Below are 22,909 nucleotides of genomic sequence, written 5' to 3'. Positions count from 1 at the left end.
CGGGAAACAACCGTCGTGGCAGCACATCTCGGCCACCTGCACGGAAAGACACGAAAAAGAAGGCCGGGACAGAAAGGTCGACAAAGGACCGAGAAGAAAGGAGAGAAAAGGGACGACCCCCGCCAGGGGGGGAGGAGGCGGGGGTCGTCAGGAGTTCAGCCCCGGGGGGTCGGGCTGAACACGCCTGGATCGCGTCCAGGTGAAATTGATACTACACCCACATCCGCTCGACAGTGCAAGTTGCGATTGCACGGACAACGCGGCACCGCACACCTCCGGCACGACCCGCCCGTCGCCGGACCTGACGGCACGCCCACCGGCACTCCCCTATCCTGGGTGCCGTGACCGGGCAGCCGAGCGCATCCTCCGAACGCGGCCGAGTGGCCGCCTTCTTCGATCTGGACAAAACGGTCATCGCGAAGTCGAGTGCACTCGCGTTCAGCCGGCCGTTCTTCGCACAGGGACTCATCACCCGCCGATCGGTCCTGCAGGGCAGCTACGCGCAGTTCCTGTTCCTGCTCGCCGGCGCCGACCACGATCAGATGGAGCGGATGCGAGCCCATCTGACGAGCATGACCGCAGGCTGGGACGTCGCGCAGGTCCGCGCGATCGTCGCCGAGACCCTGCACGACATCGTCGACCCTCTGATCTATGCGGAGGCCGCCGACCTCATCGCCGACCACAAGGCACGTGGCCACGACGTGGTGATCGTGTCCGCGTCCGGGGAGGAGGTGGTGACGCCCATCGCGGCGGCACTCGGCGCCACGTACAGCACCGCGACCCGCATGGTGGTCGAGGACGGTCGGTACACGGGCGAGCTCGAGTTCTACTGTTACGGCGACGGCAAGGTCGAGGCGATGCGCGAGCTCGCGGAGCGACACGGATACGACCTCTCGCGCTGTTACGCCTACTCGGATTCGGTGACGGATCTGCCGATGCTCGAAGCGGTGGGCCACCCGACAGCGGTCAATCCGGACCGGGCGCTGCGCCGGGCTGCAACCGAAAAACGCTGGGCGATACTGACTTTCTCGAACCCTGTATCGCTGCGTGCACGACTACAGACGTCGCCGCGTACCGCGATGGCTGCGGGTGCCGCCATCCTGTCCGGCGCCGCCGCAGCCACCGCCCTCACCTATGCGCTGTTGCGCCGACGCCCCTGACGCTCACAGCTGCGCCACCGAACGATTCTCTCCCACAAAGGAAAATTGGCTCTTGAAGTGGGGTGGAGCACAGGGTACAAAGGAGTTACGGAAGGCCGGAAGGCCAGGATCGATCCGGAAGAGAAGGGCCGATCCCCCGCACGGACTTCCCAGCACGGGCACCAGGTACCCACGCGGAGCACAAGCCACTATAAGGGCAGAAGCGTTGTGGGCTTGCGTGACTCGGATGACTGTCGGCAAGGACTCCGTACAGGTTGCGGGGACGAACCGGCACCACCGTGCACCACGCCGAGGCCGTTGACACACAACCCACCTTGCACGCATGGTAACCTGGAGGTCCTGTGCTAGCGGGTGGCGCTACCGATCACGATCGGCAACGCCACCCGCTTCGCATGCTCGGGGAAAGATCAGGAAATCCGTTGCGCGCCCAGGATTTACGTCGACATCGGGAACACCGACACCGGGCGTCAGGGCGCGGCGGCCTCCGCGATCGACAGGGCTTCGCGGGCGCCGGCCTCCAGCGCCCCGCAGCAGAGCATCACCCAACCGCCGACGCCCTCCGAGGTTCCGGACGCGAAACCGGTGACGCCGTGCCGGTAGGCCGGGATGCGACGCATCCAGCTGACCTCCGGTACGCCGAGGTTGTGCGGATCGAGACCTGTCGACGTGGCCACGAGGCGGGATGCGGCGCGGGCGACGACACCGTCGGCGACACCGAACGGGCGCAGGGCCGCCAGTTCTCCGTGCACGACCGCCGCGAGGACCGGTGCGGGCGCCTGGGTGCCTCCGGTGATCAGCTGCGCGAGCGCGTCGAGTCGCTCCCCCACGCCGGGATCGGGTCGCGGGCGTCCGAGCACCGTGTCGTCGTCGACGAGGTCGGCGGCGGCGAGCACGTGTAGCCGGGCCAGGACCTGCAGGGGTGCCCGCTGCCAGGTCGGCAGGATCACCGTCAAGGCCTCGCCGTCGAGTGCCTGCGCGACGCGCAGCGCACCGGACAGGACCGGGTCGCCGACGGTGCCGGGGACGGGTAGTTCGGTGGATCCGCCGTCGATGGACGCGGACGCCCGGGCGGCGCGCACCGACGCCTCGGTCGCGGTCTGCGGCCAGCCGCGGCGGTTGGTCCGGTGCCGATGCGCTTCACCGAGCGCGTCACGTGCACGATCCGCCGCGTCGAGCACTCCGGGCAGGTCCGTCAGCGGACGCAGGGGATCAGTCACGGGAACAGTCACGGCTTCGACGCTACCCGGCCCGACCGGGGCGCCCCGATCGACCGCCCGTCGCACGGATCCGACCGATCGGCGCATGTGACGCCCACTCCCCGGGAGGGCATTCTGCGACGCCCGTCACCTGTGACTACCCTCACACGTGCGACACCGTCGATACCCGGAAAGAAGGCAAGCCGAGATGACGAGCAGTGCTACCGACGCCCCCGAGGTCTACCCGCCCAGCGCGGAGTTCGTGGCCACGGCGAATGCCGGCCCCGAGTTGCAGGCCGCGGCCGACCGCGACCGGTCGGCGTTCTGGAGCGACCAGGCGCGGCGTCTGGACTGGGCGACTCCGTGGACGGAGGTGCTCGACTGGTCCGATGCGCCCGTCGCGAAGTGGTTCGTCGGCGGCCGGCTGAACGTCGCCTACAACTGCGTCGACCGGCACGTGCTGGCCGGCAACGGGGATCGGGTGGCGATCCATTTCGAGGGCGAGCCCGGCGACAGCCGCAGCATCACCTACAAGCAGTTGCTCGACGAAGTGTGCCGTGCAGCAAACACTTTCACCGATCTCGGACTGGTGGCCGGTGACCGGGTCGCGGTGTACATGCCGATGATCCCCGAAGCGATCGTCACGATGCTCGCGTGTGCCCGGCTCGGTCTGACCCATTCGGTCGTCTTCGGCGGATTCTCCGCGACCGCGCTGCGCTCCCGCGTCGACGACGCCGAGGCCAAGCTCGTCGTCACCGTCGACGGCCAGTGGCGACGCGGGCAGGCCGCCGCTTTGAAGCCGTCCGCGGACGAGGCGGTCGACGGCGCGGAATCGGTCCGGAACGTGCTGGTGGTCAAGCGAACCGGGATCGACGTCGACATGACCGAGGGCCGGGACCTGTGGTGGCACGACACCGTCGAGAAGGCGTCCCCCGAACACGAGGCGCAGTCGTTCGACTCCGAACATCCCCTGTTCATCCTGTACACGTCGGGCACGACGGGCCGCCCCAAAGGCATCGTCCACACGTCCGGCGGTTATCTGACGCAGGCGTCGTACACCCACCACTACGTGTTCGACCACAAACCCGGTCAGGACGTGTACTGGTGTACCGCCGACATCGGCTGGGTCACCGGACACTCGTACATCGTGTACGGGCCACTGAGCAACGGTGCCACCCAGGTGGTCTACGAGGGCACCCCGAATTCGCCGAACGAGCACCGGCACTTCGAGATCATCGAGAAGTACGGTGTCAGCATCTATTACACGGCCCCGACGCTGATCCGCACGTTCATGAAGTGGGGTCGCGAGATCCCCGACGCCCACGACCTGTCGTCGATCCGGCTGCTCGGGTCGGTGGGTGAGCCGATCAACCCGGAGGCGTGGCGCTGGTTCCGGGAGGTGATCGGTGCGGGCCGCTGCCCGATCGTCGACACGTGGTGGCAGACCGAGACCGGCGCCATCATGATCTCCCCGCTACCCGGCGTCACCGCCACCAAGCCGGGGTCGGCGATGGCACCGTTGCCCGGGATCTCCGCGAAGGTCGTCGACGACTTCGGCGAGGTCCTCGGCAACGGCCGGTCCGGGTACCTCGTCCTCGACCAGCCGTGGCCGGCGATGCTGCGCGGGGTGTGGGGAGACATGGACCGTTTCCGGGAAACCTACTGGTCCCGCTACGCGGAGCAGGGCTGGTACTTCGCCGGTGACGGCGCCAAGTACGACGACGACGGCGCCCTGTGGGTCCTCGGCCGCGTCGACGACGTCATGAACATCTCCGGGCACCGGATCTCCACGTCCGAGGTCGAGTCGGCGCTCGTCGGGCATCCGTCGGTGGCGGAGGCGGCCGTCGTCGGCGCGTTCGACGAGACCACCGGTCAGGGCATCGTCGCGTACGTGATCCTGCGCGAGGGTGTCACGAATGCCGGGGACACGCTCGTCGCGGAACTGCGCGCGCAGGTCGCCACCGAGATCTCCCCCATCGCCAAGCCCCGGCAGATCACCGTCGTCCCCGAACTGCCGAAGACCCGCTCCGGCAAGATCATGCGACGGCTGCTGCGTGACGTCGCCGAGGGCCGGGACCTGGGTGACACGTCCACGCTCGTCGATCCGAAGGTGTTCGACGCGATCCGCGGCGCGTAACGCGTTCCCGCCGCGCGGGCCCCGATCGCGGCGTACCGTGACCGCAGGGGACCGAACGAAGGGCCACGGATGTCACGCGCCGTGCGCGGCAGGATCGGGAACCTGCCTCAGGATCTGACCAGTTTCGTCGGCCGCCGAGGCGAGGTGGCCGAGGTGCGACGGCTGCTCTCGGCATCTCGTCTGGTGACGCTCACCGGCACGGGCGGAGTCGGCAAGACCCGGCTCGCCCTGCAGGTGGCGTCGTCGATCCGGCACGCGTTCGACGACGGCGCCTGGCTCGTCGAGTTCGGGGAACGCCGCGATTCGCAACTGGTGGCGGAGACGGTCGCCGGTGCTCTGGGCCTGCGGCAGCAGACCGCGGTCCCGACCGCCCAGATCGTCACCGAATACCTGAGCACCCGGAATCTGCTGCTCGTTCTCGACAACTGTGAGCACCTGATCGACGCGATCGCGAAGCTCGCCGAGACACTGCTGCGCTCGAGTCCGGGGCTGCGGATCATCGCGACGAGCCGGGAACCGCTCTCGATCGCCGGCGAGACGGTGCTGCGGGTGCCGCCGATGAGTGTCCCGCGGCGGGAGGACCCCCTCCCGCCGCGGGACCTCGCGCAGTACGAGGCGACGAAGCTGTTCGTCGAGCGGGCCGCCACCGCGGTACCCGGATTCGCGCTGACCGACGACAACCGGGACACGGTCGCCGCTCTCTGTTCCGAACTGGACGGGCTTCCGCTGCCCATCGAGCTCGCCGCGGCCCGGCTGCGGTCCATGTCGGTGTATCAGATTCTGGAACGACTCACCGACCGGTTCCGGCTCCTCACCGGCGGCAGCCGCACCGCCCCCGGACGACAGCAGACGCTGCGGATGAGCATCGACTGGAGCCACGACCTGTGCACCACCACCGAACAGGAGCTGTGGCGGCGGCTGTCGATCTTCTCGCACGGATTCGAACTCGACGCCGCGGAGGCGATCGCGGCCGACGGCCTGGACCCCGACGATCTGCTCGACGTCGTCGTGTCCCTCGTCGACAAGTCGATCCTGATCCGCGAGGAGTACTCCGGCGTCGTCCGGTACCGGATGCTCGGGACACTGCAGGAGTACGGGCTCGCGAGACTCGTCGAGGCCGGCGAGTACGAGACGCAGCGCAGACGGCACCGGGACTGGTACCAGGAGCTGACCCGGCGGATAGAGAGGGAATGGATCGGTCCGGCGCAGCCCGCGTGGCTCGCGCGGCTCACCCGGGAGCGGTCCAATTTCCGGGACGCGCTCGAATACTGCACGACGCAGCCCGGCGAGGCCGGGAACGGACTGCGGATCGCGAACATGCTCTACGTCTTCTGGGTTTCCCGCGGCCTCTTCAACGAGGGACGACTCTGGTTCCGGCGACTGCTCGACGCGCAGGGCGGGACACCGACACTCGAACGCGTGCAGGCACTGGCCGCAGTGTCGATCCTCGCCGCGAACCAAGGTGACATCGCCAAGGGAGCCGCCACGGTGATCGAGGCACACGACACCGCGGCCCGGCTCGGGGACCGGGCGGCCGAGATCCTCGCCACGCATGCCGCCGGACACGTGCGGATCTACGCCGGCGACCAGGCCGAGGCGATCCGGTTGCTGGGAGGAATCCTCGAGGCCGTCCGGGCCGGAGACGACCTGCTGATCCTCCTGTCCACCCTCCTCGGCCTCGCCACCGCGACCGCGGTGCTGCGCGATCGGGCCGCCAACGACGCGTACACCACGGAAATCCTCGAGATCACCGGGACCCACGGTGAGTCGCTCTACCGTTCCTATGCGCTGAGCATGCAAGGAATCGCGTTGTGGCACGACGATCCGGTGCGGGCGCGGCCACTGTTCGAGCAGTCGCTGAGGCTGAGCCGGGACCTCGACGATCTCATCGGCACGGCGATCTGTGTGGAAGCGCTCGCCTGGACCGCCACCGCCCGACGTGAGTACCGGCGCGGCGTGATCCTGCTCGGCGCCGCCGACACGCTCTGGACCGCCGTCGGCAACCCGGGCGTCGTGATACCGGCGCTGCGCTACAACCGGGACCAGGCCGTCTACGTGGACCGGCGCAGTCTCGGCGACCGTGGATTCGACGCCGCCACCCGCCGGGGATCACGGATGACGGTCGACGAGATCGTCACGTTCGCGATCGACGACCGGCTACCGGACGCCGCTCCCGCCGACCGCGAGGTCTCCGTGCTGACCCCTCGGGAGCAGGAGGTCGCCGGACTGGTCGCGGAGGGTCTGACGAACCAGGCGATCGCCGATCAACTCGTCATCTCCACACGCACCGTCCAGGGGCACGTCGAGCACATCCTGTCGAAACTCGGGTTCTCGTCCCGGACGCAGATCGCGGCATGGGTGGTCGAACGCGACCGTAACCCCCATACCGGAACGGACTGACCTGCAAAACCCGGTTCCGGGTAGGTACCCGCCTCGAAAACAGGTAGCCGTCCCGGTACTTCTACCGTCGCCGGGGTGGCACCCTCCACGGAAAAGTGGCAGTCGGACAGCCCAAGCTTCCCCAAGCCACTCGAAGTCGAGGTCACCCGATGCACGCTCACCACATCACCACCGTGGACACCTTCACGATCGGCCGCTGCGACGACTGCAGCGAACTACTCGCACCGGACGCCTCGGTCTGCTCGAGGTGTCACGGAACCGAGATCGGTCGAGCACCGTCGTCGGGCACCGGTTCGATCGTCTCGTGGACCGTCGTCGAGATCTCCGATCGCACGTGGACCGACCTCACGTCGTACACGATCGCGATCGTCGCCCTCGACGACGGCCCATGGACGTACGCGTGGATCGAGGGCGCCCCCGACACCCGGCACATGCCCATCCGCGTCCGGTACGACCAGATGATCCCGGGTGAGCTCTACCCGTTGTTCGTCCAGCAGTGACCTACGCGGTGTCCGTCAGCTGTCGAGCGACTGGTCCTTCGTCTCCCGCATGACGAGCAGCGACACGAACGTCAGCGCCGACGCGATCAGCAGATAGATCCCGACCCAGCCGACTCCGTACTCGGTGGCCAGCCACGTCGCGATGAACGGGGCCACCGCGGCACCCAGGATGCTCGACGTGTTGTACGCGATGCCCGACCCCGTGTAGCGGACGTTCGTGGGGAACAGCTCCGGGAGCACCGCACTCATCGGGCCGAAGGTCAGGCCCATCAGGATCATGCCGACGATCAGGAATCCCAGCATGCGGGCGTCACCCATGCCCTCGGGATCGAGGATCACACCGAACGCCAGGCCGAACACCATCATCGCGGCGGTGATGACGAGCAACGTGCTGCGTCGGCCGAAGCGGTCCGCGAGCCAACCCGCAACCGGGATCGTCGCCGCGAAGAACACCACTGCGACCAGCTGCAGCACCAGGAAGTCGCGGTACTGGAAGCCCGCCCCGTACCCGCCCTCGGCCGCGGTCTCGCCGGTGCCGTAGCTGAGCACCCACGTCGTCATGATGTAGAAGAGCGTGTACGTCGCGAGCATCACGAACGTGCCGATGATCAGCTGACGCCAGCTGGTCTTGAAGACCTCGGTGAGCGGGGTCTTGACCTTCTCGCCGTTGGCGACGGCCCGCGCGAACACCGGCGTCTCCTCGAGCTTGAGGCGCACGTACAGACCGATCATCACCATCAGTGCGCTCAGCAGGAACGGGATTCGCCAACCCCAGGTGAGGAACGCGCTGTCGAGATCGGGATCGGCACTGCTGGTGTAGCCGAGCATCAACGTGATCAGCAGGAACAAGCCGTTCGCGAGGAAGAAGCCGATGGGCGCACCCAACTGCGGCCACATCGCGGCCCATGCCCGCTTGCCGCTCTTCGCGGTCTCCGTCGCCAGCAGCGCGGCACCGGACCACTCGCCGCCGAGACCGAGTCCCTGACAGAACCGCATCAGCGCCAGCAGTGCCGGCGCCCACAGTCCGACCGCGTGATAGGTGGGCAGCAGTCCGATGAGGAACGTCGCGATACCCATCGTGAGCAGCGACCCGACGAGGGTGGCCTTCCGGCCGACCCGGTCACCGAAGTGACCGAACACGATCGAACCGAGCGGGCGGGCGACGAACGCGAGACCGAACGTCGCGAACGACGCCAGCAGGGCGGTCGAGTCGTTGCCCTTGGGGAAGAACAGGTGCGGGAAGACCGACACCGCGGCGGTCGCATAGATATAGAAGTCGTAGAACTCGATCGACGTGCCGACCATGCTGGCCACGACGATCCGCCGCCGAGGTACGCCCGCGACTGTGTCCCCGTCCCCCTCGGCCGCTGTTCGTTCCTCGCCGCGTTCGACGGCTTCCACGCGTTCGCTCACGCTGCACACTCCTACGCACTCACCTGCCCACAAAACAGGCATATCTCGAGTATTGGAATATCATCCCAATAGGTAGGAATTGAACACCGTGTGCAGTCGGCAGCGCAAACGAGGGGTCCGGCGCATTCACCCACAAAGAACCCGTTAAGATCCGAGGCAGGAGTGCCGGGAAGTCTGGTCGGCGACGCATTCGTCGTACCCGTATACATCCAGACGAGAGGCTTTCGTTGACCACTGCCGCACGTACCGATCTGGGCCGCTACCTCCGCACCGAAACAGTGGGCGGCTCGATCCTCCTGATCGCCGCCGCGGTCGCCGTGATCTGGGCGAACTCCCCCTTCTCCGACGCCTACACAGCGCTGCGGGACTGGCAGATCGGTCCCAGCGCCCTGCACCTGAACCTCAGCCTCGGCACATGGGCGCAGGACGGCCTGCTCGCCGTCTTCTTCTTCGTCGCCGGCATCGAACTCAAACGCGAACTCGTCATCGGCGAACTCGCCGACCGCAAGAAGGCCGCCCTGCCGATCATCGCGGCCTGCGGTGGTGTCGTGCTGCCCGCGATCATCGCGGCCGTCGTCGGCGCCGGCGCCCCCGGCATGGACCGCGGCTGGGCGATCCCGGTCGCCACCGACATCGCATTCGCGCTCGGCGTCCTCGCCCTCACCGGTTCCCGCATCCCCGCCAGCGCCCGCGTCTTCCTGCTCAGCCTCGCCGTCGTCGACGACCTGCTCGCGATCCTCCTCATCGCGGTGCTGTTCACCAGTTCGATCGCACTGCTGTGGATCCTGTCGGCCGTGGCCTGCCTGGTCGTCTACTGGGTGGCCCAGCGCAAACGCGTCACCACACCACTGCTCTACGTTCCGCTGGCCCTGCTCACCTGGTACAGCATGCACGAGGCCGGTATCCACGCCACCCTGGCCGGTGTCGCGCTGGGCCTGCTCACCCGCGTCCGCACCGATCCCGGAGAGAAGACCGCACCCGCCGGCCGCCTCGAGCACCGACTCCAGCCGTGGTCGGCGGCACTGTGCGTGCCCCTGTTCGCGCTGTTCGCCTCGGGCGTCCCGATCAACGGGGACGTGCTCGGCAAGCTGTTCACCGACCGGATCTCGCTCGCGATCGTCCTGGGCCTGCTGGTCGGCAAGACCGTCGGCATCTTCGGCGTCTCGTGGCTCGCGATCCGCCTCGGGATCGCCACGAAACCCAGCCGGCTCGGTTATCGCGACATGTTCGCCCTGTCGGTGCTCGGCGCGATCGGGTTCACCGTTAGCCTTCTGGTGGCCGATCTTGCACTCGCAGGTGTCGGCGACGGCAGCGAGGCGGACATCGCGAAAGCGGCAGTCCTCATGACATCGTTGGCTGCGTCACTGATCGGATCGGCGCTACTGTTGCGACGCGGACGGGTCCATCAGGCCCGCACCACTGTCACCGACGCGTGAGAAGAACCTGGAGGGGTCGACAAGTGAGCTTCACCAACGGCAACGGCGGCACAGGCAGCGGAAGCCGGCCCACCGGCGACGGTGTCCCGACGACGGTCTCCTCGATCCCGCTCACCGATCTCCACGATCCGCAGTCGGCGTCGATCGGCACGCTCGTCCGCGATGCGACCGCCCAGGTCTCGACGCTGTTCCGGGCCGAGGTCGAGCTCGCGAAGGCCGAGGTCACCAGCGAGGTGAAGAAGGGCCTGCAGGGCAGCCTGTTCTTCATCCTCGCGCTGGCGGTGCTGATCTTCAGCGCGTTCTTCTTCTTCTTCTTCCTCGCCGAACTGCTCAGCGTGTGGCTCGACCGGTGGGCGTCGTTCCTGATCGTGTTCGTGCTGATGCTCGCGGTCACCGGCGTTCTCGCCCTGCTCGGCTACCTGCGGGTGCGCAAGCTGCGGGCACCGAACAAGACCATCGACTCCCTCAAGCAGGCCGCGACCGTGCTGCCGGGCCAGCGCCCGGAGGCCGGCTCGCCGCTCGGCTCGGGAACGGGCGCCGTCGGCTGATTCGGCCGTGACCGTACCCGTGACACAACCCGACCCGTCCACGGTCCGTTTCGACGGACCGTGGACGCATCGTGACATCCATGCCAACGGCATCCGCATCCACATCGCCGAAACCGGGCCGTCCCGGCCCGACGCGCCCCTGGTGTTGTTGCTGCACGGTTTCGCGGACTTCTGGTGGTCGTGGCGACACCAGTTGCCGGTGTTCGCCGACGCCGGTTTCCGGACCGCGGCCGTCGATCTGCGCGGCTACGGCGACACCGACACCCCGCCCCGCGGCTACGACGGCTGGACCCTCGCCGGGGACATCGCCGGCCTGATCCGGGCGATGGGGCACACGAACGCCACCCTGATCGGGCACGCCGACGGTGGCCTGGTCTGCTGGGCCACCGCGCTCCTGCACCCCCGGCTGGTGCGCTCCATCGGGCTGGTCGGTTCACCGCACCCGATCGCGCTCAAGGAAGCCGTCCTGCGCGATCGCGGTCAACGCCGGGCACTGCTGCCGACGTTCCTCGACTACCAGGTGCCGTGGCGTCCCGAACGGCGTCTGGTGCGCGACGACGGCTTCGAGGTCGAGCGGCTGCTGCGCGCACGGTCCGGGCCGGTCTGGCCGGAGACGACCGAGTTCGCCGACGTGGCCGCCCGGCTGCGGTCCGCGATCCGCATCCCCCGCGTCGCCCACTCCGCGCTCGAATATCAGCGGTGGGCATTCCGCAGCCAGTTCCGTCCCGACGGGAAACGGTTCATGACCGCGATGGATCAGCAGGTGTCGATCCCGGTCCTGCAGATCCACGGCGACCTCGACCCGTACGTACTGAAACGGACCGTCGAACGCTCCACCCGGCACGCACCGGGTCAGCAGCTGCACTCGATCCCCGACGTCGGCCACTTCGCGCACCAGGAGGCACCCGCCGAGGTGACGGCCGAAATGCTGCGCTTCGCGCTCGCGTCGCGCTGAGCGGTCAACCGTTCTTGTCGGAGGTCAGGAAGTCGAGCAGGATCTGCCGACTGTGCTGTGCGGGAAGGCTGCCGTACGCGTCGTCGAAGGCGTGATCGGCGAAGGGCAGCACCTCGAGGGTGGAATCGTCACCGTTGGCGCGGAGCTCGTCGTGGAGTCGACGGACGGAGGCCGGTGGCGCGCTGTGGTCGCGGTCGCCGACAACCAGCAGGGTGGGCGGCAGACCGGGCCCGACGGCAGCGAGCGGGGAGACCTCCGCGTAGCGGTCCGGGACCTGATCGGGGGTGCCACCGGTGAACAGTTCCGCGGCGTTACGGCTGCCGAGAACGTCCCGTTCCCACATCTCGGTGACGTCGTTGCCCGGATAGAAGCCGACGACCGATGCCGGCGGGGGCGGAGTCGGGCCTCCGTCGGTGGCGGTCAGCGTGCCGTTCTGCAGGCGGTAGGCCGTGTTCATCGCCAGGGTGCCGCCGGCAGACATTCCGCCCAGGGCAATCCGATCGGGGTCGAGTCCGTACTCGTCGGCGTGCTCGCGCACCCAGCGCAACGAGGTGACCAGGTCCTGCGGTGCCGCCTCCCAGGTGGGTCGGTCCTGCGTGGCCAGCCGGTACTGCACGGCGAACACGGCGACGCCGCGGTCGGCGAGCCAACGGCCCGTCCCCCGCAGGTCCGCCTTGTCGAACGTGTGGAAACCACCGGCGTGCGCGAGGATCGCGGCAGGAATCTTCCCCGCCGACAGGTCGGCCGGGTCGTGGCCCGCCGGCAGGTACACGTCGACATCGAGAGGTTCGCCGTCGCGGACGGTGTAGGTACGGATCGCGTCGGGTGTGGTTCCCGGGTACGCGAGTTGCGTGCCGACATCCCGCCAGGAGATGTCGGTGTCGGCTCCGGCCGCCGCGACGATCTGGGTGCTGCCGATCCCCAGCGCCGCAACGAGTGCGACGGAACCGATCGCGGTGATCGCGGCACCCCATCGGCGGAGCCCGGCGCGCCAGGCGAGCAGCGCGAGGACGGTCCCGCACAGCGCGAAGAGGGCCATGTGGAACGGGTACTGGCCGCCGAGGACAGGGCCGAACAGGCCCACCTTCGGGATCGACGGGAAGTAGGCGCCGATCATGACGGTCGCGAGCAGCACGGCGATGAGCGTGGCCACCGTCGCTGCGACTGCGCGTGCAATACGTGTGGGTAGGCCGGGTGAATCGGTCGGCATCGTGGTTTCCGCTCCTGTGGGTGTGAAGAAATGTGAGGGTCGATCGACCCCTTCACTGTCGGCCGCGAGGCCGGGCGTCCACCTCCCCCGAGAGAGCCAACTTCCCGGGTAGCTCTCACGAGGGACGCGCCCACCCGCACGGGTGGCCGACAATCGACGACGTGGAAGCCGCACCGCACCCGAACCCGTCCGGATCGAGCCTGGCCGATGCGGTCCGGGCCGGTTCCGGTGAACTCTTCACCCTCGAGCCGATGCCGCTGCCCGGGCTCTCGTGGCCACGCGCACTGCGGTGGCTCCCTCACGTACTTCTCGTCGTCCTCGCGGTTCTGCTGTCGATGACGGGGGCGGACGACACCGCGATGGTGCTGGCGACGGCGCACGCGGCGACGATCGTCGTGGCGTTGCGGTGGCCGGTGCCGGCCTGGTGGATCTCGCTGGGGTTCGTCGTCGTGCAGGCTGTCGCCCATCCACCGAGCTACGACAACCAGCAGTGGATGTGGCTGGTCCACGCGATCGTCCTGGCGTTGCTGGCCTTCCGGGTCCGGACGGCCACCGCCCTCGTTGCGGCAGTGGTGAGTGTCGCTGTCGCGGTGGTGCTCGAACTGCTCGGGATGCAGATCGGGTCCTGGCTCGTCGTGGGTGCCGCGGCCATGGAGTTCGCGTGTGCGGTCGCCCTCGGCATCCTGGCGCACGGGTGGCGGACCGACCGGGCGAATCTGGCCGCCCAGATGGAGCTGAACGCCCGAGAGAGGGCCCAGCGAACCGTTCTCGAGGAGCGATCGGCGATCGCCCGGGAACTCCACGACGTGATCGCGCACCACATGTCGGTGATCTCCATCCAGGCCCAGGCGGCGCCGTACCGTGTCGAGAACCCCCCGGACGAGCTCGTGAACCAGTTCCGGCAGATTCGGGAGACGGCACTCGACGGTCTCGCCGAGCTACGGGCCCTCCTCGGGGTGCTCCGGCCGACCCCGGACGGTGCCGCTCCGACGACGCCCCAGCCGTCGTTGGACGACATACCGGCACTGGTCGATTCGATGCGCGCGGCCGGCGTCACCGTCACCCTCGATCGACGCGGCCCTCTGGACACCCTCCCCGATGGGGTTCAGCTGGCGCTGTACCGAATTCTGCAGGAATCCTCGAGCAACGTGGTGCGCCACGCGTCAGGGGCAGCCACCCGCGTCGAACTCGTCCACACCGGGGAGGCGGTCACGTTGTGCGTGTCCAACGACAGGCCGCCGCAGCCCACCCCGACGATGGACCTGTCCCCCACCGACGGTCACGGGCTGATCGGCATGCGCGAACGCGCGGTGATGCTCGGAGGTCACCTGACCGCGGGTCCCACGCAGTCCGGCAGATTCGAGGTCCGGGCCGAGCTGCCCACCCGGGCGGCGACGTCGTGAACGACAATCTCCGAGCATGAGCATCCGAGTCGTCATCGCCGACGATCAGGCGATGGTTCGTGACGGCTTCTCGGTTCTGCTGGGCGCGACAGCGGACATCGACGTGATCGCAACCGCGGGCAACGGGGTCGAGGCTGTCGCGTTGGCGGCGGAACTGGAGCCGGACGTCGTGTTGATGGACATCCGGATGCCGTTCCTCGACGGCATCGAGGCCACCCGCCGGATCGTCGCCGCCGGCGGGTCGGCACCCCACGTCCTGGTGCTCACCACCTTCGACCTCGACGAGTACGTCTATCAGGCACTGCGGGCGGGCGCGGCCGGATTCCTCCTCAAGGAGGCATCCGCCGCCGACCTCGCCGACGCCGTCCGAACCGTCGCACGTGGCGACGCACTGCTCTCGCCCGATCTCACCAGGCGGCTGATCACCGAGTTCTGCCGCCTGGAGCAGCCTCGCGACGACACCGCGCGGGTGCACGCTCTCACGGCACGCGAGTCGGAGGTGCTCGTCCTCATCGCGAGCGGTCTGTCCAACAACGAGATCGCGGCGAAGCTCTTCGTCTCGGAGGAAACCGTCAAAACCCACGTCGGCAGGATCCTCGGCAAACTGCAGCTCCGGGACCGCACCCAGGCCGCCGTCTACGCCTACGAGTCCGGACTCGTCCGCCCCAAGGGCTAGGAGACGTATTCCCGGTCCCTTCCGGATCAGACGATGCACACCCCGGTGTCGACGGCAGCAGTGGAGCCGTCGGCCTGCTCGAGCTGGCGCGACACCTCGTTCGCGGTGAGGACGAACCCGGTGTCGCTGTCGTCCACGGCGGCACCGAACACGACACCGAGAACCCGGCCCTGCTCGTCGACGAGCGGGCCCCCCGAATTGCCCTGGCGGATCGACCCGCGCACCGTGTACACCTCACGTTCGACGGTGCCGTCTCGGTAGATGTCGGGGCCACGGAGGTTCAGGATCTCGCGGATGCGAGCGGCGCTGGCCGTGTACGGGCCGCCGCCCGGGTAGCCGAGCACGATCGCGCTGTCACCGGTCCGGGCCGGATCGGGCGCGAAGTCCAGCGTCGGCGCGGACAGCCCGGGGACGTCGAGGATCGCGACGTCGACGGCCGGATCGAACACCACGACGTGGGCGTCGAGCGGTCCGGCAGCCGTGTCGACGACGACCGTCGTGGTGCCGGCCACGACGTGCGCGTTGGTCATCACCCGTCCGGGTTCGACGACGAAACCGGAGCCTTCGAGCGCCTTCTGGCAGCTCGGGGCGGCACCGCGGATCCGCAGCACGCTCGGCTGCAGCTGCTGGGCGATCGGGCTCGCGAGCACACTCGGGTCGGGTGGTTCCACGTCGGTGATCGGGGTGCGTCCGAACGGTCCGATGACGTCGGGCAGGCCGGACGTGTCGAGCAGCGCCGAGAATTCGCCGGGTACCTGCCGCAGCCAGTCGGGGGCGACGTCGTCGACGGTGCTGAGGACCTTCGAGCCGCGGACGGCGGTCGCGACGTTCGCCTGTGTGGACGTGGCGAGCGGGATCGCGAGCAGCCAGGCCGCGGCGAGGACCGCGACGAGTTGCAGTCCGGCACCGACGGTGCTGTCGACACCACGGGCGACGGGACTGTGCATGCTGCCGCGGGCGGCGCGGCCGAGCACCATGCCGGCGACCTCGCCGATCACGACGAGCACGACGATGAGGGCGATCCCGGCGAGGACCCGCATCCGGCCCTCGTCGACGTGGACGAGCACGTGCGGGGCGACGAGAATGCCGGCGACGGCGCCGAGCACGACGCCCAGGAACGCGAGGGCCGACGCCACCGCCCCCTGCCGCCATCCCGACGATGCGGCCAGCAACGCGACCAGGACGACGGCCAGGTCGATCCATCCGGATCCGCTCAACGCTCCCCCTCTTCACCTACGCCGGTCGCGATCCGGGTCAGTGTGACGTCGAGGTCCCGGACGTCGCGGTGGTCCCAGTCGAGTTCCCACCCGGACACCGCGAACAGGCCGGCGAGGACGCCGGCGGTGAACCCCCACACGAGCATGCCGTCGACCTCGAATGCGGGCCCCTGGTAGCCGGCACGGTGCCGGACCTGGAACCGGTTGTCGGGGTCGATCAGGTCGCGCACCGGTACCCGGACCACACGTTCGGCCTCGGCGGCGTCGACGACGCCGACGGGACTGGGGTCGTGCCAGTACGCGAGGACGGGGGTGACATCGAATCCGGAGGGCGGGATGAAGATCTCGGGCAGTGTCGCGAGCGGTCGGACACCGGACCGGAGCAGCCCGGTCTCTTCTTCCGCTTCCCGCAGTGCGGTGTCGACGGGGCCGTCGTCCTCGGGGTCGGCGGCGCCGCCGGGGAAGGCGATCTGGCCGCTGTGCTGGCGCATCGTCGACGCCCGCTGGGTCAGGAGGATGTCGGCGTCGGCGGGCAGGCCACCGACCGCGACGGGGTCGGCGTCGACGGATCCGCCGAACAGCACCAGCACCGACGCGGGACGCACCGGTCGGCCGTGCGGGGGACGCCGGTTCAGGATGGGGTTGACCCGGTTGGGGTCGGAGGGAAGCGTGTGGGTGACGGCGCGCAACCATTCCGGTGCGGCCGCGGGATCCACGAGACGCCCGGTCATACGGTGACTCCCAGGTGCTCGTGGACGGCGGCGGCGATGTCGTCGACACTGCGGAACTGCTGCGGCAGGATCTTCGCGACCGTGCCGTCGGGCCGGATCAGCACCGACACCGGCAGCACCGACGGCGATCCGACGGCGGCCTGGACGCGGGCGGACCCGTCCTGGACGCCGGGCAGGTGGACGCCGTATTCGGCGAGGCGGCTCAGTCCGTTGGCCTCGTGGGGGTCGGTGTGCACGGTCAGCACGGTAACCGCGCCGGACGCCCGATCCGCGTACTGCTGCAGATACGGCAGTTCTTCCCGGCACGGTCCGCACCAGTAGGCCCAGATGTTGAGCAGGACGGGGGTGCCGGCCAGTGCCGCCCCCAGGTCGACGGGGCTGCCGTCGCCGAGGCATTCGAGAGTGATGCCCGCAAGGACCGCACCGTCCGGGGCCGGGCCGGTGGGGGCGGGGCACGCGGCGAGGTCGGCGTCGGCGCGCAGCGGTGCGAGGGCTTCCGGGGTGTCGGCGGCCCGCCGCTCCAACTGGGCGGTCGACCGGCCCGATCCGGGGTAGTCGCCGACCTGTTCTCCGCCGTTGTCGCGCGGCCAGATCGCGACGACCAACGCCACGATCACGATCAGCGCGGCCAGACTCCACCGCGCTCCGCTCGATATCCGCATGCCGCTCACACACCTGCCAGTTCGAGTAGATGTTCGGTTTCGGGCCCCTTCACCAACTTGGCAGCCGTGACCTTGTCGGTGGGGCCGAGACCGTACGACGGGCAGTCCTTGGCGAGCACGCACACCCCACACGCGGGCGTCCGGGAGTGGCACACGCGGCGGCCGTGGAAGATCACGCGGTGCGACAGGTCGGTCCACTCCTTGCGTTCGACGAGCGCGCCGACGGCGTGCTCGACCTTGACCGGATCGGTCTCGTCGGTCCATTTCCAGCGTCGGACGAGCCGCCCGAAGTGGGTGTCGACTGTGATTCCGGGCACGCCGAACGCGTTGCCGAGGACGACGTTCGCGGTCTTGCGGCCGATCCCGGGCAGCGCCACGAGCTCCTTCAGCGTGCGCGGAACCTCACCGTCGTGGCGTTCGAGCAGCGCCTGCCCGAGACCGATGATCGACGTGGCCTTGTTGCGGTAGAAACCGGTGCTGCGGATGTACTCCTCGAGTTCGGTGAGGTCCGCTTCCGCGTAATCGCGGGCGTCCCGGTAGCGCGCGAACAGGGCCGGAGTTACCTGGTTGACCCGCACGTCCGTGCACTGCGCGGACAGGATCGTGGCGACCGTGAGCTCGAGCGGATTCGTGAAGTCGAGCTCGCAGTAGACGTGCGGGAAGGCCACCTGCAGTCGGCGGTTCATCCGCCGGGCGCGGCGCACCAACGCGAGCCGGGATTCGCCCGTGACGGTCGTCTGCGCGCCCGATTCGTCGTTGTCTGCTCTGGTCTCGTGCACCCCGACAACTCTACGGACTGCGTACCCGGCCGGTTTCCGGACTGTGTCGCATCCGAGACCTTCGCAGTGTTTACTTCCCCGTATGCAAGGTCTGGCTGTCGTGCTGTTTCCTGTGCTGCTCATGCTGTTCGCGCTGGCCATGGAGCGGGTCGAGTTCCGTCTCCGTCGGCTGACGGTCCGTGAGCAGGAGGTCGAGGAGTTCCTCGACCAGGCGAGTCAGGACGAGGTCGCGACCCTCGCGAACGAGGGGTTCCCGCACGCGATGGCCCGGTTCAATCGCCGCCGCAAGCGTGGCCGGGACGGCTCCGCCGACACCGAATCGCGCGACGATCTGCACGCCGTCCCTGCGCCCGGGGACGACCCGGACGACGGCCCGCAGGCCGACCGCCGCGCGAGCTGACGCCGGGTCCGGAGCGGATTGCCGGAAAAGTCGCGAAACTCGCTGTGGTGTCCGTGACTCGTCACACAGCCACTACAAGTAGACTTCGTACGCACCGGTTGCATGTCTCCCGTGTCGCCGTGCCGAAACTTGCATTCGACGAACAGTTTTTAGGAGCGCACGTGGACGAGGTTCTCGCCAGAGCCGGCATCTTCCAAGGAGTCGAGCCCTCGGCGGTGGCTGCGCTGGTCAAGCAGCTTCAGCCGGTCGACTTCCCACGCGGGCACGTCATCTTCAACGAGGGTGAGCCCGGTGATCGGCTGTACATCATCGTCTCCGGCAAGATCAAGCTCGGTCGGCGGTCGCCGGACGGTCGTGAGAACCTGCTGACGATCATGGGCCCGTCCGACATGTTCGGTGAGCTGTCGATCTTCGACCCGGGTCCCCGCACGTCGACGGCCACCACCGTCACCGAGGTCCGTGCGGTGCAGATGGATCGTGACGCCCTCAAGTCGTGGATCGATCAGCGCCCCGAGATCGCGGAGCAGCTGCTGCGCGTCCTCGCCCGCCGGCTGCGTCGCACCAACAACAACCTCGCGGACCTGATCTTCACCGATGTCCCGGGTCGTGTCGCCAAGGCGCTGCTGCAGCTCGCACAGCGGTTCGGCACCCAGGAGGCCGGTTCGCTCCGCGTGACGCACGACCTCACGCAGGAAGAGATCGCGCAGCTGGTCGGCGCGTCCCGCGAAACCGTCAACAAGGCACTCGCCGACTTCGCGCACCGCGGTTGGCTGCGTCTCGAAGGCAAGAGCGTGCTCATCTCCGATTCGGAGCGCCTGGCACGCCGCGCCCGCTGATCGCGACCGGATCTACATCTGAAGATTCGCGTTCGAAGCCGCCTCGTCTCCCACAGAGACGGGGCGGCTTCGCTGTATCGCGGACTTCGGCGGCACAGTGGCATGAGCCTTCATGGTCTCGTCACGATCACATGTGCAGCGATCGTCCTTCCCGGAACGCTGATGCGGCGCCGGAACCCCGACGCCCCCACCCGAATCGCAGTTCCTCGGCAAGCCTGACGAATCCGCGTTCCTCGGAGTGGGCCGAAGTCAGTGGCATCCACCATCGGAGCGCGCTTCGGGAGCGGATGCCACTCGACCGGATACGGCTGCCAGCGCGCAGCCGACCAGACAACGCGCCAGTACGCGGACGACGGGCGACCGAGAGGCTGACGCCACAGTTCGACCGAGATCGCTACCGATGCCCATGGGTCACTCCTTGCTACGAGGTCCTGATGCTTCGTGCCGGGACGAAAGGGGCGGCACTCACGGCGATTCGGCGCGCTCGGTGGCTGTGAAGCCCACTTTCGCGTGTGTGCCGTCGCAGAAGGGTTTGGATCGAGACGCGCCGCAACGGCAGAGGAAAACAGTCTTTCCACCGCTCAACTCGTAGACGGCGCCGCCGTGATCCACCACGCGCACAGGACCTTTGATCTGCAGCGGACCGTTGTCGACCGTTGTGACCGTCACGGGCGGCTGCCCTGCGTTCCGATCGTCGACTCCCTGACGGTGGGACATGCACTCGGCCTTTCATCCTCGAAACAACACCCTGCGAGAGGGACTCCCGGTCACCGCTCACGGCGGCACGCGATCGGGATCAGACTGCCCGCTCCAATTGACCGGTTACCCTACGGGGGTATGGTTATCTCTGGCAACCCGATCTCACCCCCAGGGGCAAGGGCTGCGGATACGAACAGGAACGGCCCGGCCTGGCGGCGCACCTCGGGGTTCGCCGCCAGGCCGGGCAGAGATATCACCTCCGGGCATCTCCGCCCGGGCGGTAACCACAAGAAAGAAAGGACACGCATGTCCAACACAAGTACCTACCGCGTCACCGGCATGACCTGCGGAGGTTGCGTCGGCAAGGTCACCGGCAAGGTCGAGCAGATCCCCGGCATCACCGATGTCGACGTCGATCTCGCGGCCGGCAGCATCACCGTGACCAGCGACGACCCGATCAGCGACGCCGCCGTCGAGCAGGCCGTCGAGCAGGCCGGGTACCGGATCGCCGGCAACTGACGACCCCCCGGCTACGCGAACCCTTCGTAGACCTCGGGCCTGGTCGGCTCGTTACAGATCCAAGGCCCGAGGCCTACGCGCACACAGTTCGAGTGCGTCCCGCAGCGGCATTCACCACAAGCCCCCGAGGACCGTCGGGTCGCGCCTCCGTCGCAGTCCGACAACACTGTCGCCGACGTCCACGACCTGCACGCGTGGACCCTCACCACCGATGTGGATGTCGCCACCGTCCAGGTCGAATCCGGGGCTACGGGCTCCCGTTGTCAGGAAGACCTCACCTGGCGACCCTCGCCGGGTGCCACCGGATCGCTCAGGCCGAACGCATACCGAGTTCGACGTCAGCTGCGCAGGTACTCCAGCTGCACCCGCACCGACTGCTCGGCCGCGGGCCACAGGGTTTCGTCGACGTCCGTGTAGACGTGTTCGACGACGGCGCGGACGTCGGCGTCGGCTCCGAGGACGTCGAGGGCGCCGCGCACCTGCGCGAGGCGGTCCTCACGGTGGGCGAGATAGTACCGGGCGACGGCCTGCAGGTCGGGCAGTTCGGGACCGTGGCCGGGCAGGCCGACACGTCCGGGGCCGAGGTCGATGAGCATCCGCAGGGAGTCGAGATAGTCGCGGAGGTTGCCGTCGGATGCGTCGAGGACGGTGGTGCCGCGGCCGAGGATGGTGTCGGCGGTGAGGACCGATCCTTCGCCTTCGATCACGAACGACACCGAGTCGGCGGTGTGCCCGGGGGTACGCAGGACGCGCAGGGTGAGGCCGGCGGCCTCGATCGTCTCGTCGTGGTCGAGGCCGCCGCCCCCGCCGCGCCGGAATTCTTCGCGCACCGCGCGCACCGGGGCACCGGTCAGTTCGTGGAACCGATCGATGCCGCCGGTGTGGTCGTGGTGCCGGTGCGAGATCAACGTCAGGACGACGGTGCCGGCGCCGGCGACGCGCGCGAGATGCTCGGGGTCGTCCTCGCCGGGGTCGACGACGATACAGTCGTCGCTCCCGGGCGCCCTCAGGATCCACGTATTGGTGCCGTCGAGCGAGTACATGCCCGGATTGTGCTCGAGCATCACCGCCGCGACGGGCGTGACCTGGCGGAGCTGGGCGTACGCGGGGTGCGCAATCGTCATGTCCCGCACCCTAGTCGAGGACGACGCCGTCACATGTGGGTGCCGCCGTCGATGCGGATCTCGGTGCCGGTGACGAACGCGCCGTCGTCGGACGCGAGCATCGCGACGACGCTCGCCACGGTCTCCGGCGGCGCGAAGCCCTCACCGATCCACGGGTACAGCTTGCCGATGAGCGACGGATCGCAACCCTCCTCGGGGAAACCGGGGTTGCTGGTCATCCCGGATGCGATGCTTCCGGGCTGCACCGAGACGGCCCGCAGGCCCTGCTTGGCGTATTCGAGGGCGATGGCGTGGGTGAACGACTGGATGCCGCCCTTGGATGCCGCGTAGGCCGCCATGTAGGGGTGCGCGAACTCCGACGACGTGGAGCTGAAGTTCACGATCACACCCTTGCCGTTCTCGAGCAGCGCGGGCAGCGACTGCCGGGTGACGAGGAAGGTGCCGGTGAGGTTGGTGCCGATGACGGTGTTCCAGAAGTCCAGGGTGGTGTCGGCGGTGTGCGACGAGCGCAGGATGCCGGCAGCGTTGACGAGCACGTCGAGGCCACCCAGGTCGGCGATGGCTCCGCCGAGGTTCTCGCGGACGGAGGTTTCGTCGGAGATGTCGGCGACGACGATGCGCAACCGGTCGGCGGCGCCGGCGGTGTCGGCGCGCTCCCGGGTGACCGCCAGACCGGCCTCGGACACGTCGGCGGCGGCCACGGTGGCGCCCTCTTCGAGGAGCCGGGCCACCACGGCCTGGCCGATGCCGGAGCCGGCTCCGGTGACGAGTGCGCGGCGTCCGTCGAAACGCTTCATGGTCTGTCCTCTTTCGCGGGGGTCGGATCGAACTGATGGCACAATAGGCATAGTTGGCACGCTGTGTCAGGCGTTTCGGAAATTTTTCGGATTCGACCGAGTACGCTGCCG

Annotated in this window: 22 protein-coding genes and 1 pseudogene; 13 read left to right on the top strand and 10 right to left on the bottom strand. The window is 68.6% G+C overall.

What is annotated here, in order from left to right:
• Positions 1-332: 332 nt before the first annotated feature.
• On the top strand, positions 333-1,160 hold the full coding sequence (locus Q5696_RS02580) for an HAD family hydrolase (protein ID WP_370654898.1): 828 nt from the start codon (positions 333-335) through the stop codon (positions 1,158-1,160).
• A gap of 467 nt (positions 1,161-1,627) precedes the next feature.
• On the opposite strand, the gene Q5696_RS02575 is transcribed toward Q5696_RS02580, so the two are convergent.
• A complete protein-coding gene (locus Q5696_RS02575; protein WP_305095110.1) occupies positions 1,628-2,377 on the bottom strand; it encodes a Fic family protein in 750 nt (249 codons plus the stop codon).
• Between the two features lie 187 nt (positions 2,378-2,564).
• On the opposite strand from Q5696_RS02575, the gene acs reads away from it, so the two are divergent.
• From acs to Q5696_RS02560, 3 genes are all read left to right on the top strand, one after another.
• Positions 2,565-4,493 carry an acetate--CoA ligase gene (gene acs, locus Q5696_RS02570; RefSeq protein WP_305093676.1) on the top strand — a complete coding sequence of 643 codons (1,929 nt, stop codon included), beginning with the start codon at positions 2,565-2,567 and terminating at the stop codon, positions 4,491-4,493.
• 69 nt (positions 4,494-4,562) lie between these two features.
• Positions 4,563-6,893, top strand: a complete 2,331-nt coding sequence (locus Q5696_RS02565) for an ATP-binding protein (RefSeq protein WP_305093675.1) — start codon at positions 4,563-4,565, stop codon at positions 6,891-6,893.
• A 149-nt stretch (positions 6,894-7,042) separates the two neighbouring features.
• A complete protein-coding gene (locus Q5696_RS02560) occupies positions 7,043-7,393 on the top strand; it encodes a Zn-ribbon domain-containing OB-fold protein (protein ID WP_305093674.1) in 351 nt (116 codons plus the stop codon).
• 15 nt (positions 7,394-7,408) lie between these two features.
• Here Q5696_RS02560 and Q5696_RS02555 read toward each other — a convergent pair whose 3' ends face one another.
• The gene (locus tag Q5696_RS02555) at positions 7,409-8,806 is read right to left on the bottom strand and encodes an MFS transporter (protein ID WP_370654846.1); all 1,398 of its coding nucleotides are present in this window, start codon (positions 8,804-8,806) and stop codon (positions 7,409-7,411) included.
• A 227-nt stretch (positions 8,807-9,033) separates the two neighbouring features.
• Between Q5696_RS02555 and nhaA the strand changes: the two genes are divergently transcribed.
• From nhaA to Q5696_RS02540, 3 genes are read left to right on the top strand one after another with little or no spacing between them, the layout of a single operon-like run.
• Positions 9,034-10,242 (top strand): Na+/H+ antiporter NhaA, encoded by a 1,209-nt coding sequence (gene nhaA, locus Q5696_RS02550; protein WP_305093673.1) that lies wholly within the window; start codon positions 9,034-9,036, stop codon positions 10,240-10,242.
• A gap of 23 nt (positions 10,243-10,265) precedes the next feature.
• Positions 10,266-10,790 carry a phage holin family protein gene (locus Q5696_RS02545; RefSeq protein WP_305093672.1) on the top strand — a complete coding sequence of 175 codons (525 nt, stop codon included), beginning with the start codon at positions 10,266-10,268 and terminating at the stop codon, positions 10,788-10,790.
• Positions 10,791-10,809: 19 nt separating this feature from the next.
• Complete coding sequence (locus Q5696_RS02540) at positions 10,810-11,745, top strand: alpha/beta fold hydrolase (RefSeq protein WP_305095108.1); 936 nt, start codon at positions 10,810-10,812, stop codon at positions 11,743-11,745.
• A 4-nt stretch (positions 11,746-11,749) separates the two neighbouring features.
• Here Q5696_RS02540 and Q5696_RS02535 read toward each other — a convergent pair whose 3' ends face one another.
• Positions 11,750-12,898: an alpha/beta hydrolase gene (locus Q5696_RS02535; RefSeq protein ID WP_305093671.1), complete on the bottom strand. Its 1,149-nt coding sequence runs from the start codon at positions 12,896-12,898 to the stop codon at positions 11,750-11,752.
• Between the two features lie 218 nt (positions 12,899-13,116).
• Here Q5696_RS02535 and Q5696_RS02530 point away from each other — a divergent pair, with 218 nt between their 5' ends.
• Together Q5696_RS02530 and Q5696_RS02525 are read left to right on the top strand one after the other, a co-directional pair.
• Positions 13,117-14,358 carry a sensor histidine kinase gene (locus Q5696_RS02530; RefSeq protein ID WP_305093670.1) on the top strand — a complete coding sequence of 414 codons (1,242 nt, stop codon included), beginning with the start codon at positions 13,117-13,119 and terminating at the stop codon, positions 14,356-14,358.
• Between the two features lie 16 nt (positions 14,359-14,374).
• Positions 14,375-15,034: a response regulator gene (locus tag Q5696_RS02525; protein ID WP_305093669.1), complete on the top strand. Its 660-nt coding sequence runs from the start codon at positions 14,375-14,377 to the stop codon at positions 15,032-15,034.
• A gap of 26 nt (positions 15,035-15,060) precedes the next feature.
• On the opposite strand, the gene marP is transcribed toward Q5696_RS02525, so the two are convergent.
• From marP to nth, 4 genes are read right to left on the bottom strand one after another with little or no spacing between them, the layout of a single operon-like run.
• On the bottom strand, positions 15,061-16,251 hold the full coding sequence (gene marP / locus Q5696_RS02520) for an acid resistance serine protease MarP (RefSeq protein WP_305093668.1): 1,191 nt from the start codon (positions 16,249-16,251) through the stop codon (positions 15,061-15,063).
• Positions 16,248-16,982 (bottom strand): NUDIX hydrolase, encoded by a 735-nt coding sequence (locus tag Q5696_RS02515; RefSeq protein ID WP_305093667.1) that lies wholly within the window; start codon positions 16,980-16,982, stop codon positions 16,248-16,250. The genes marP and Q5696_RS02515 overlap by 4 nt, the downstream gene beginning before the upstream one ends.
• Entirely contained in the window at positions 16,979-17,644 is a 666-nt protein-coding gene (locus Q5696_RS02510) for a TlpA family protein disulfide reductase (RefSeq protein WP_305093666.1), read from the bottom strand. Before Q5696_RS02510 ends, Q5696_RS02515 begins: the two co-directional genes overlap by 4 nt.
• A gap of 5 nt (positions 17,645-17,649) precedes the next feature.
• A complete protein-coding gene (gene nth, locus Q5696_RS02505; protein WP_305095107.1) occupies positions 17,650-18,330 on the bottom strand; it encodes an endonuclease III in 681 nt (226 codons plus the stop codon).
• A 175-nt stretch (positions 18,331-18,505) separates the two neighbouring features.
• On the opposite strand from nth, the gene Q5696_RS02500 reads away from it, so the two are divergent.
• Together Q5696_RS02500 and Q5696_RS02495 are read left to right on the top strand one after the other, a co-directional pair.
• Positions 18,506-18,823: a hypothetical protein gene (locus Q5696_RS02500; protein ID WP_305093665.1), complete on the top strand. Its 318-nt coding sequence runs from the start codon at positions 18,506-18,508 to the stop codon at positions 18,821-18,823.
• 161 nt (positions 18,824-18,984) lie between these two features.
• Positions 18,985-19,659 carry a Crp/Fnr family transcriptional regulator gene (locus tag Q5696_RS02495; protein WP_072845440.1) on the top strand — a complete coding sequence of 225 codons (675 nt, stop codon included), beginning with the start codon at positions 18,985-18,987 and terminating at the stop codon, positions 19,657-19,659.
• 465 nt (positions 19,660-20,124) lie between these two features.
• Here the strand turns inward: Q5696_RS02495 and Q5696_RS02490 are convergent, their stop codons facing one another.
• Complete coding sequence (locus tag Q5696_RS02490; RefSeq protein ID WP_305093664.1) at positions 20,125-20,328, bottom strand: CDGSH iron-sulfur domain-containing protein; 204 nt, start codon at positions 20,326-20,328, stop codon at positions 20,125-20,127.
• Positions 20,329-20,664: 336 nt separating this feature from the next.
• On the opposite strand from Q5696_RS02490, the gene Q5696_RS02485 reads away from it, so the two are divergent.
• Positions 20,665-20,877, top strand: a complete 213-nt coding sequence (locus tag Q5696_RS02485) for a heavy-metal-associated domain-containing protein (RefSeq protein ID WP_305093663.1) — start codon at positions 20,665-20,667, stop codon at positions 20,875-20,877.
• 168 nt (positions 20,878-21,045) lie between these two features.
• Positions 21,046-21,294, top strand: a pseudogene (locus Q5696_RS21400) (hypothetical protein); the annotation flags it as partial.
• Here Q5696_RS21400 and Q5696_RS02480 read toward each other — a convergent pair.
• Together Q5696_RS02480 and Q5696_RS02475 are read right to left on the bottom strand one after the other, a co-directional pair.
• Positions 21,216-22,001, bottom strand: coding sequence for an MBL fold metallo-hydrolase (locus Q5696_RS02480; protein ID WP_305093662.1), 786 nt, complete (start codon positions 21,999-22,001; stop codon positions 21,216-21,218). The pseudogene Q5696_RS21400 and the gene Q5696_RS02480 overlap by 79 nt on opposite strands.
• Positions 22,002-22,030: 29 nt before the next feature.
• Positions 22,031-22,798: an SDR family NAD(P)-dependent oxidoreductase gene (locus Q5696_RS02475; RefSeq protein ID WP_305093661.1), complete on the bottom strand. Its 768-nt coding sequence runs from the start codon at positions 22,796-22,798 to the stop codon at positions 22,031-22,033.
• Positions 22,799-22,909: the final 111 nt, after the last annotated feature.

The sequence above is a fragment of the Prescottella sp. R16 genome, from assembly GCF_030656875.1.
Lineage (GTDB): Bacteria > Actinomycetota > Actinomycetes > Mycobacteriales > Mycobacteriaceae > Prescottella.
This window is presented reverse-complemented; position numbering and strand designations above follow the sequence as displayed.

Coding starts and splice junctions, on each gene's coding strand:
- Q5696_RS02485 (WP_305093663.1), top strand. CDS start 20,665: ATGTCCAACACAAGTACCTACCGCGTCACCGGCATGACCTGCGGAGGT.
- Q5696_RS02565 (WP_305093675.1), top strand. CDS start 4,563: ATGTCACGCGCCGTGCGCGGCAGGATCGGGAACCTGCCTCAGGATCTG.
- Q5696_RS02560 (WP_305093674.1), top strand. CDS start 7,043: ATGCACGCTCACCACATCACCACCGTGGACACCTTCACGATCGGCCGC.
- Q5696_RS02515 (WP_305093667.1), bottom strand. CDS start 16,982: ATGACCGGGCGTCTCGTGGATCCCGCGGCCGCACCGGAATGGTTGCGC.
- Q5696_RS02510 (WP_305093666.1), bottom strand. CDS start 17,644: ATGCGGATATCGAGCGGAGCGCGGTGGAGTCTGGCCGCGCTGATCGTG.
- acs (WP_305093676.1), top strand. CDS start 2,565: ATGACGAGCAGTGCTACCGACGCCCCCGAGGTCTACCCGCCCAGCGCG.
- Q5696_RS02525 (WP_305093669.1), top strand. CDS start 14,375: ATGAGCATCCGAGTCGTCATCGCCGACGATCAGGCGATGGTTCGTGAC.
- nth (WP_305095107.1), bottom strand. CDS start 18,330: ATGAACCGCCGACTGCAGGTGGCCTTCCCGCACGTCTACTGCGAGCTC.
- Q5696_RS02500 (WP_305093665.1), top strand. CDS start 18,506: ATGCAAGGTCTGGCTGTCGTGCTGTTTCCTGTGCTGCTCATGCTGTTC.
- Q5696_RS02475 (WP_305093661.1), bottom strand. CDS start 22,798: ATGAAGCGTTTCGACGGACGCCGCGCACTCGTCACCGGAGCCGGCTCC.
- Q5696_RS02480 (WP_305093662.1), bottom strand. CDS start 22,001: ATGACGATTGCGCACCCCGCGTACGCCCAGCTCCGCCAGGTCACGCCC.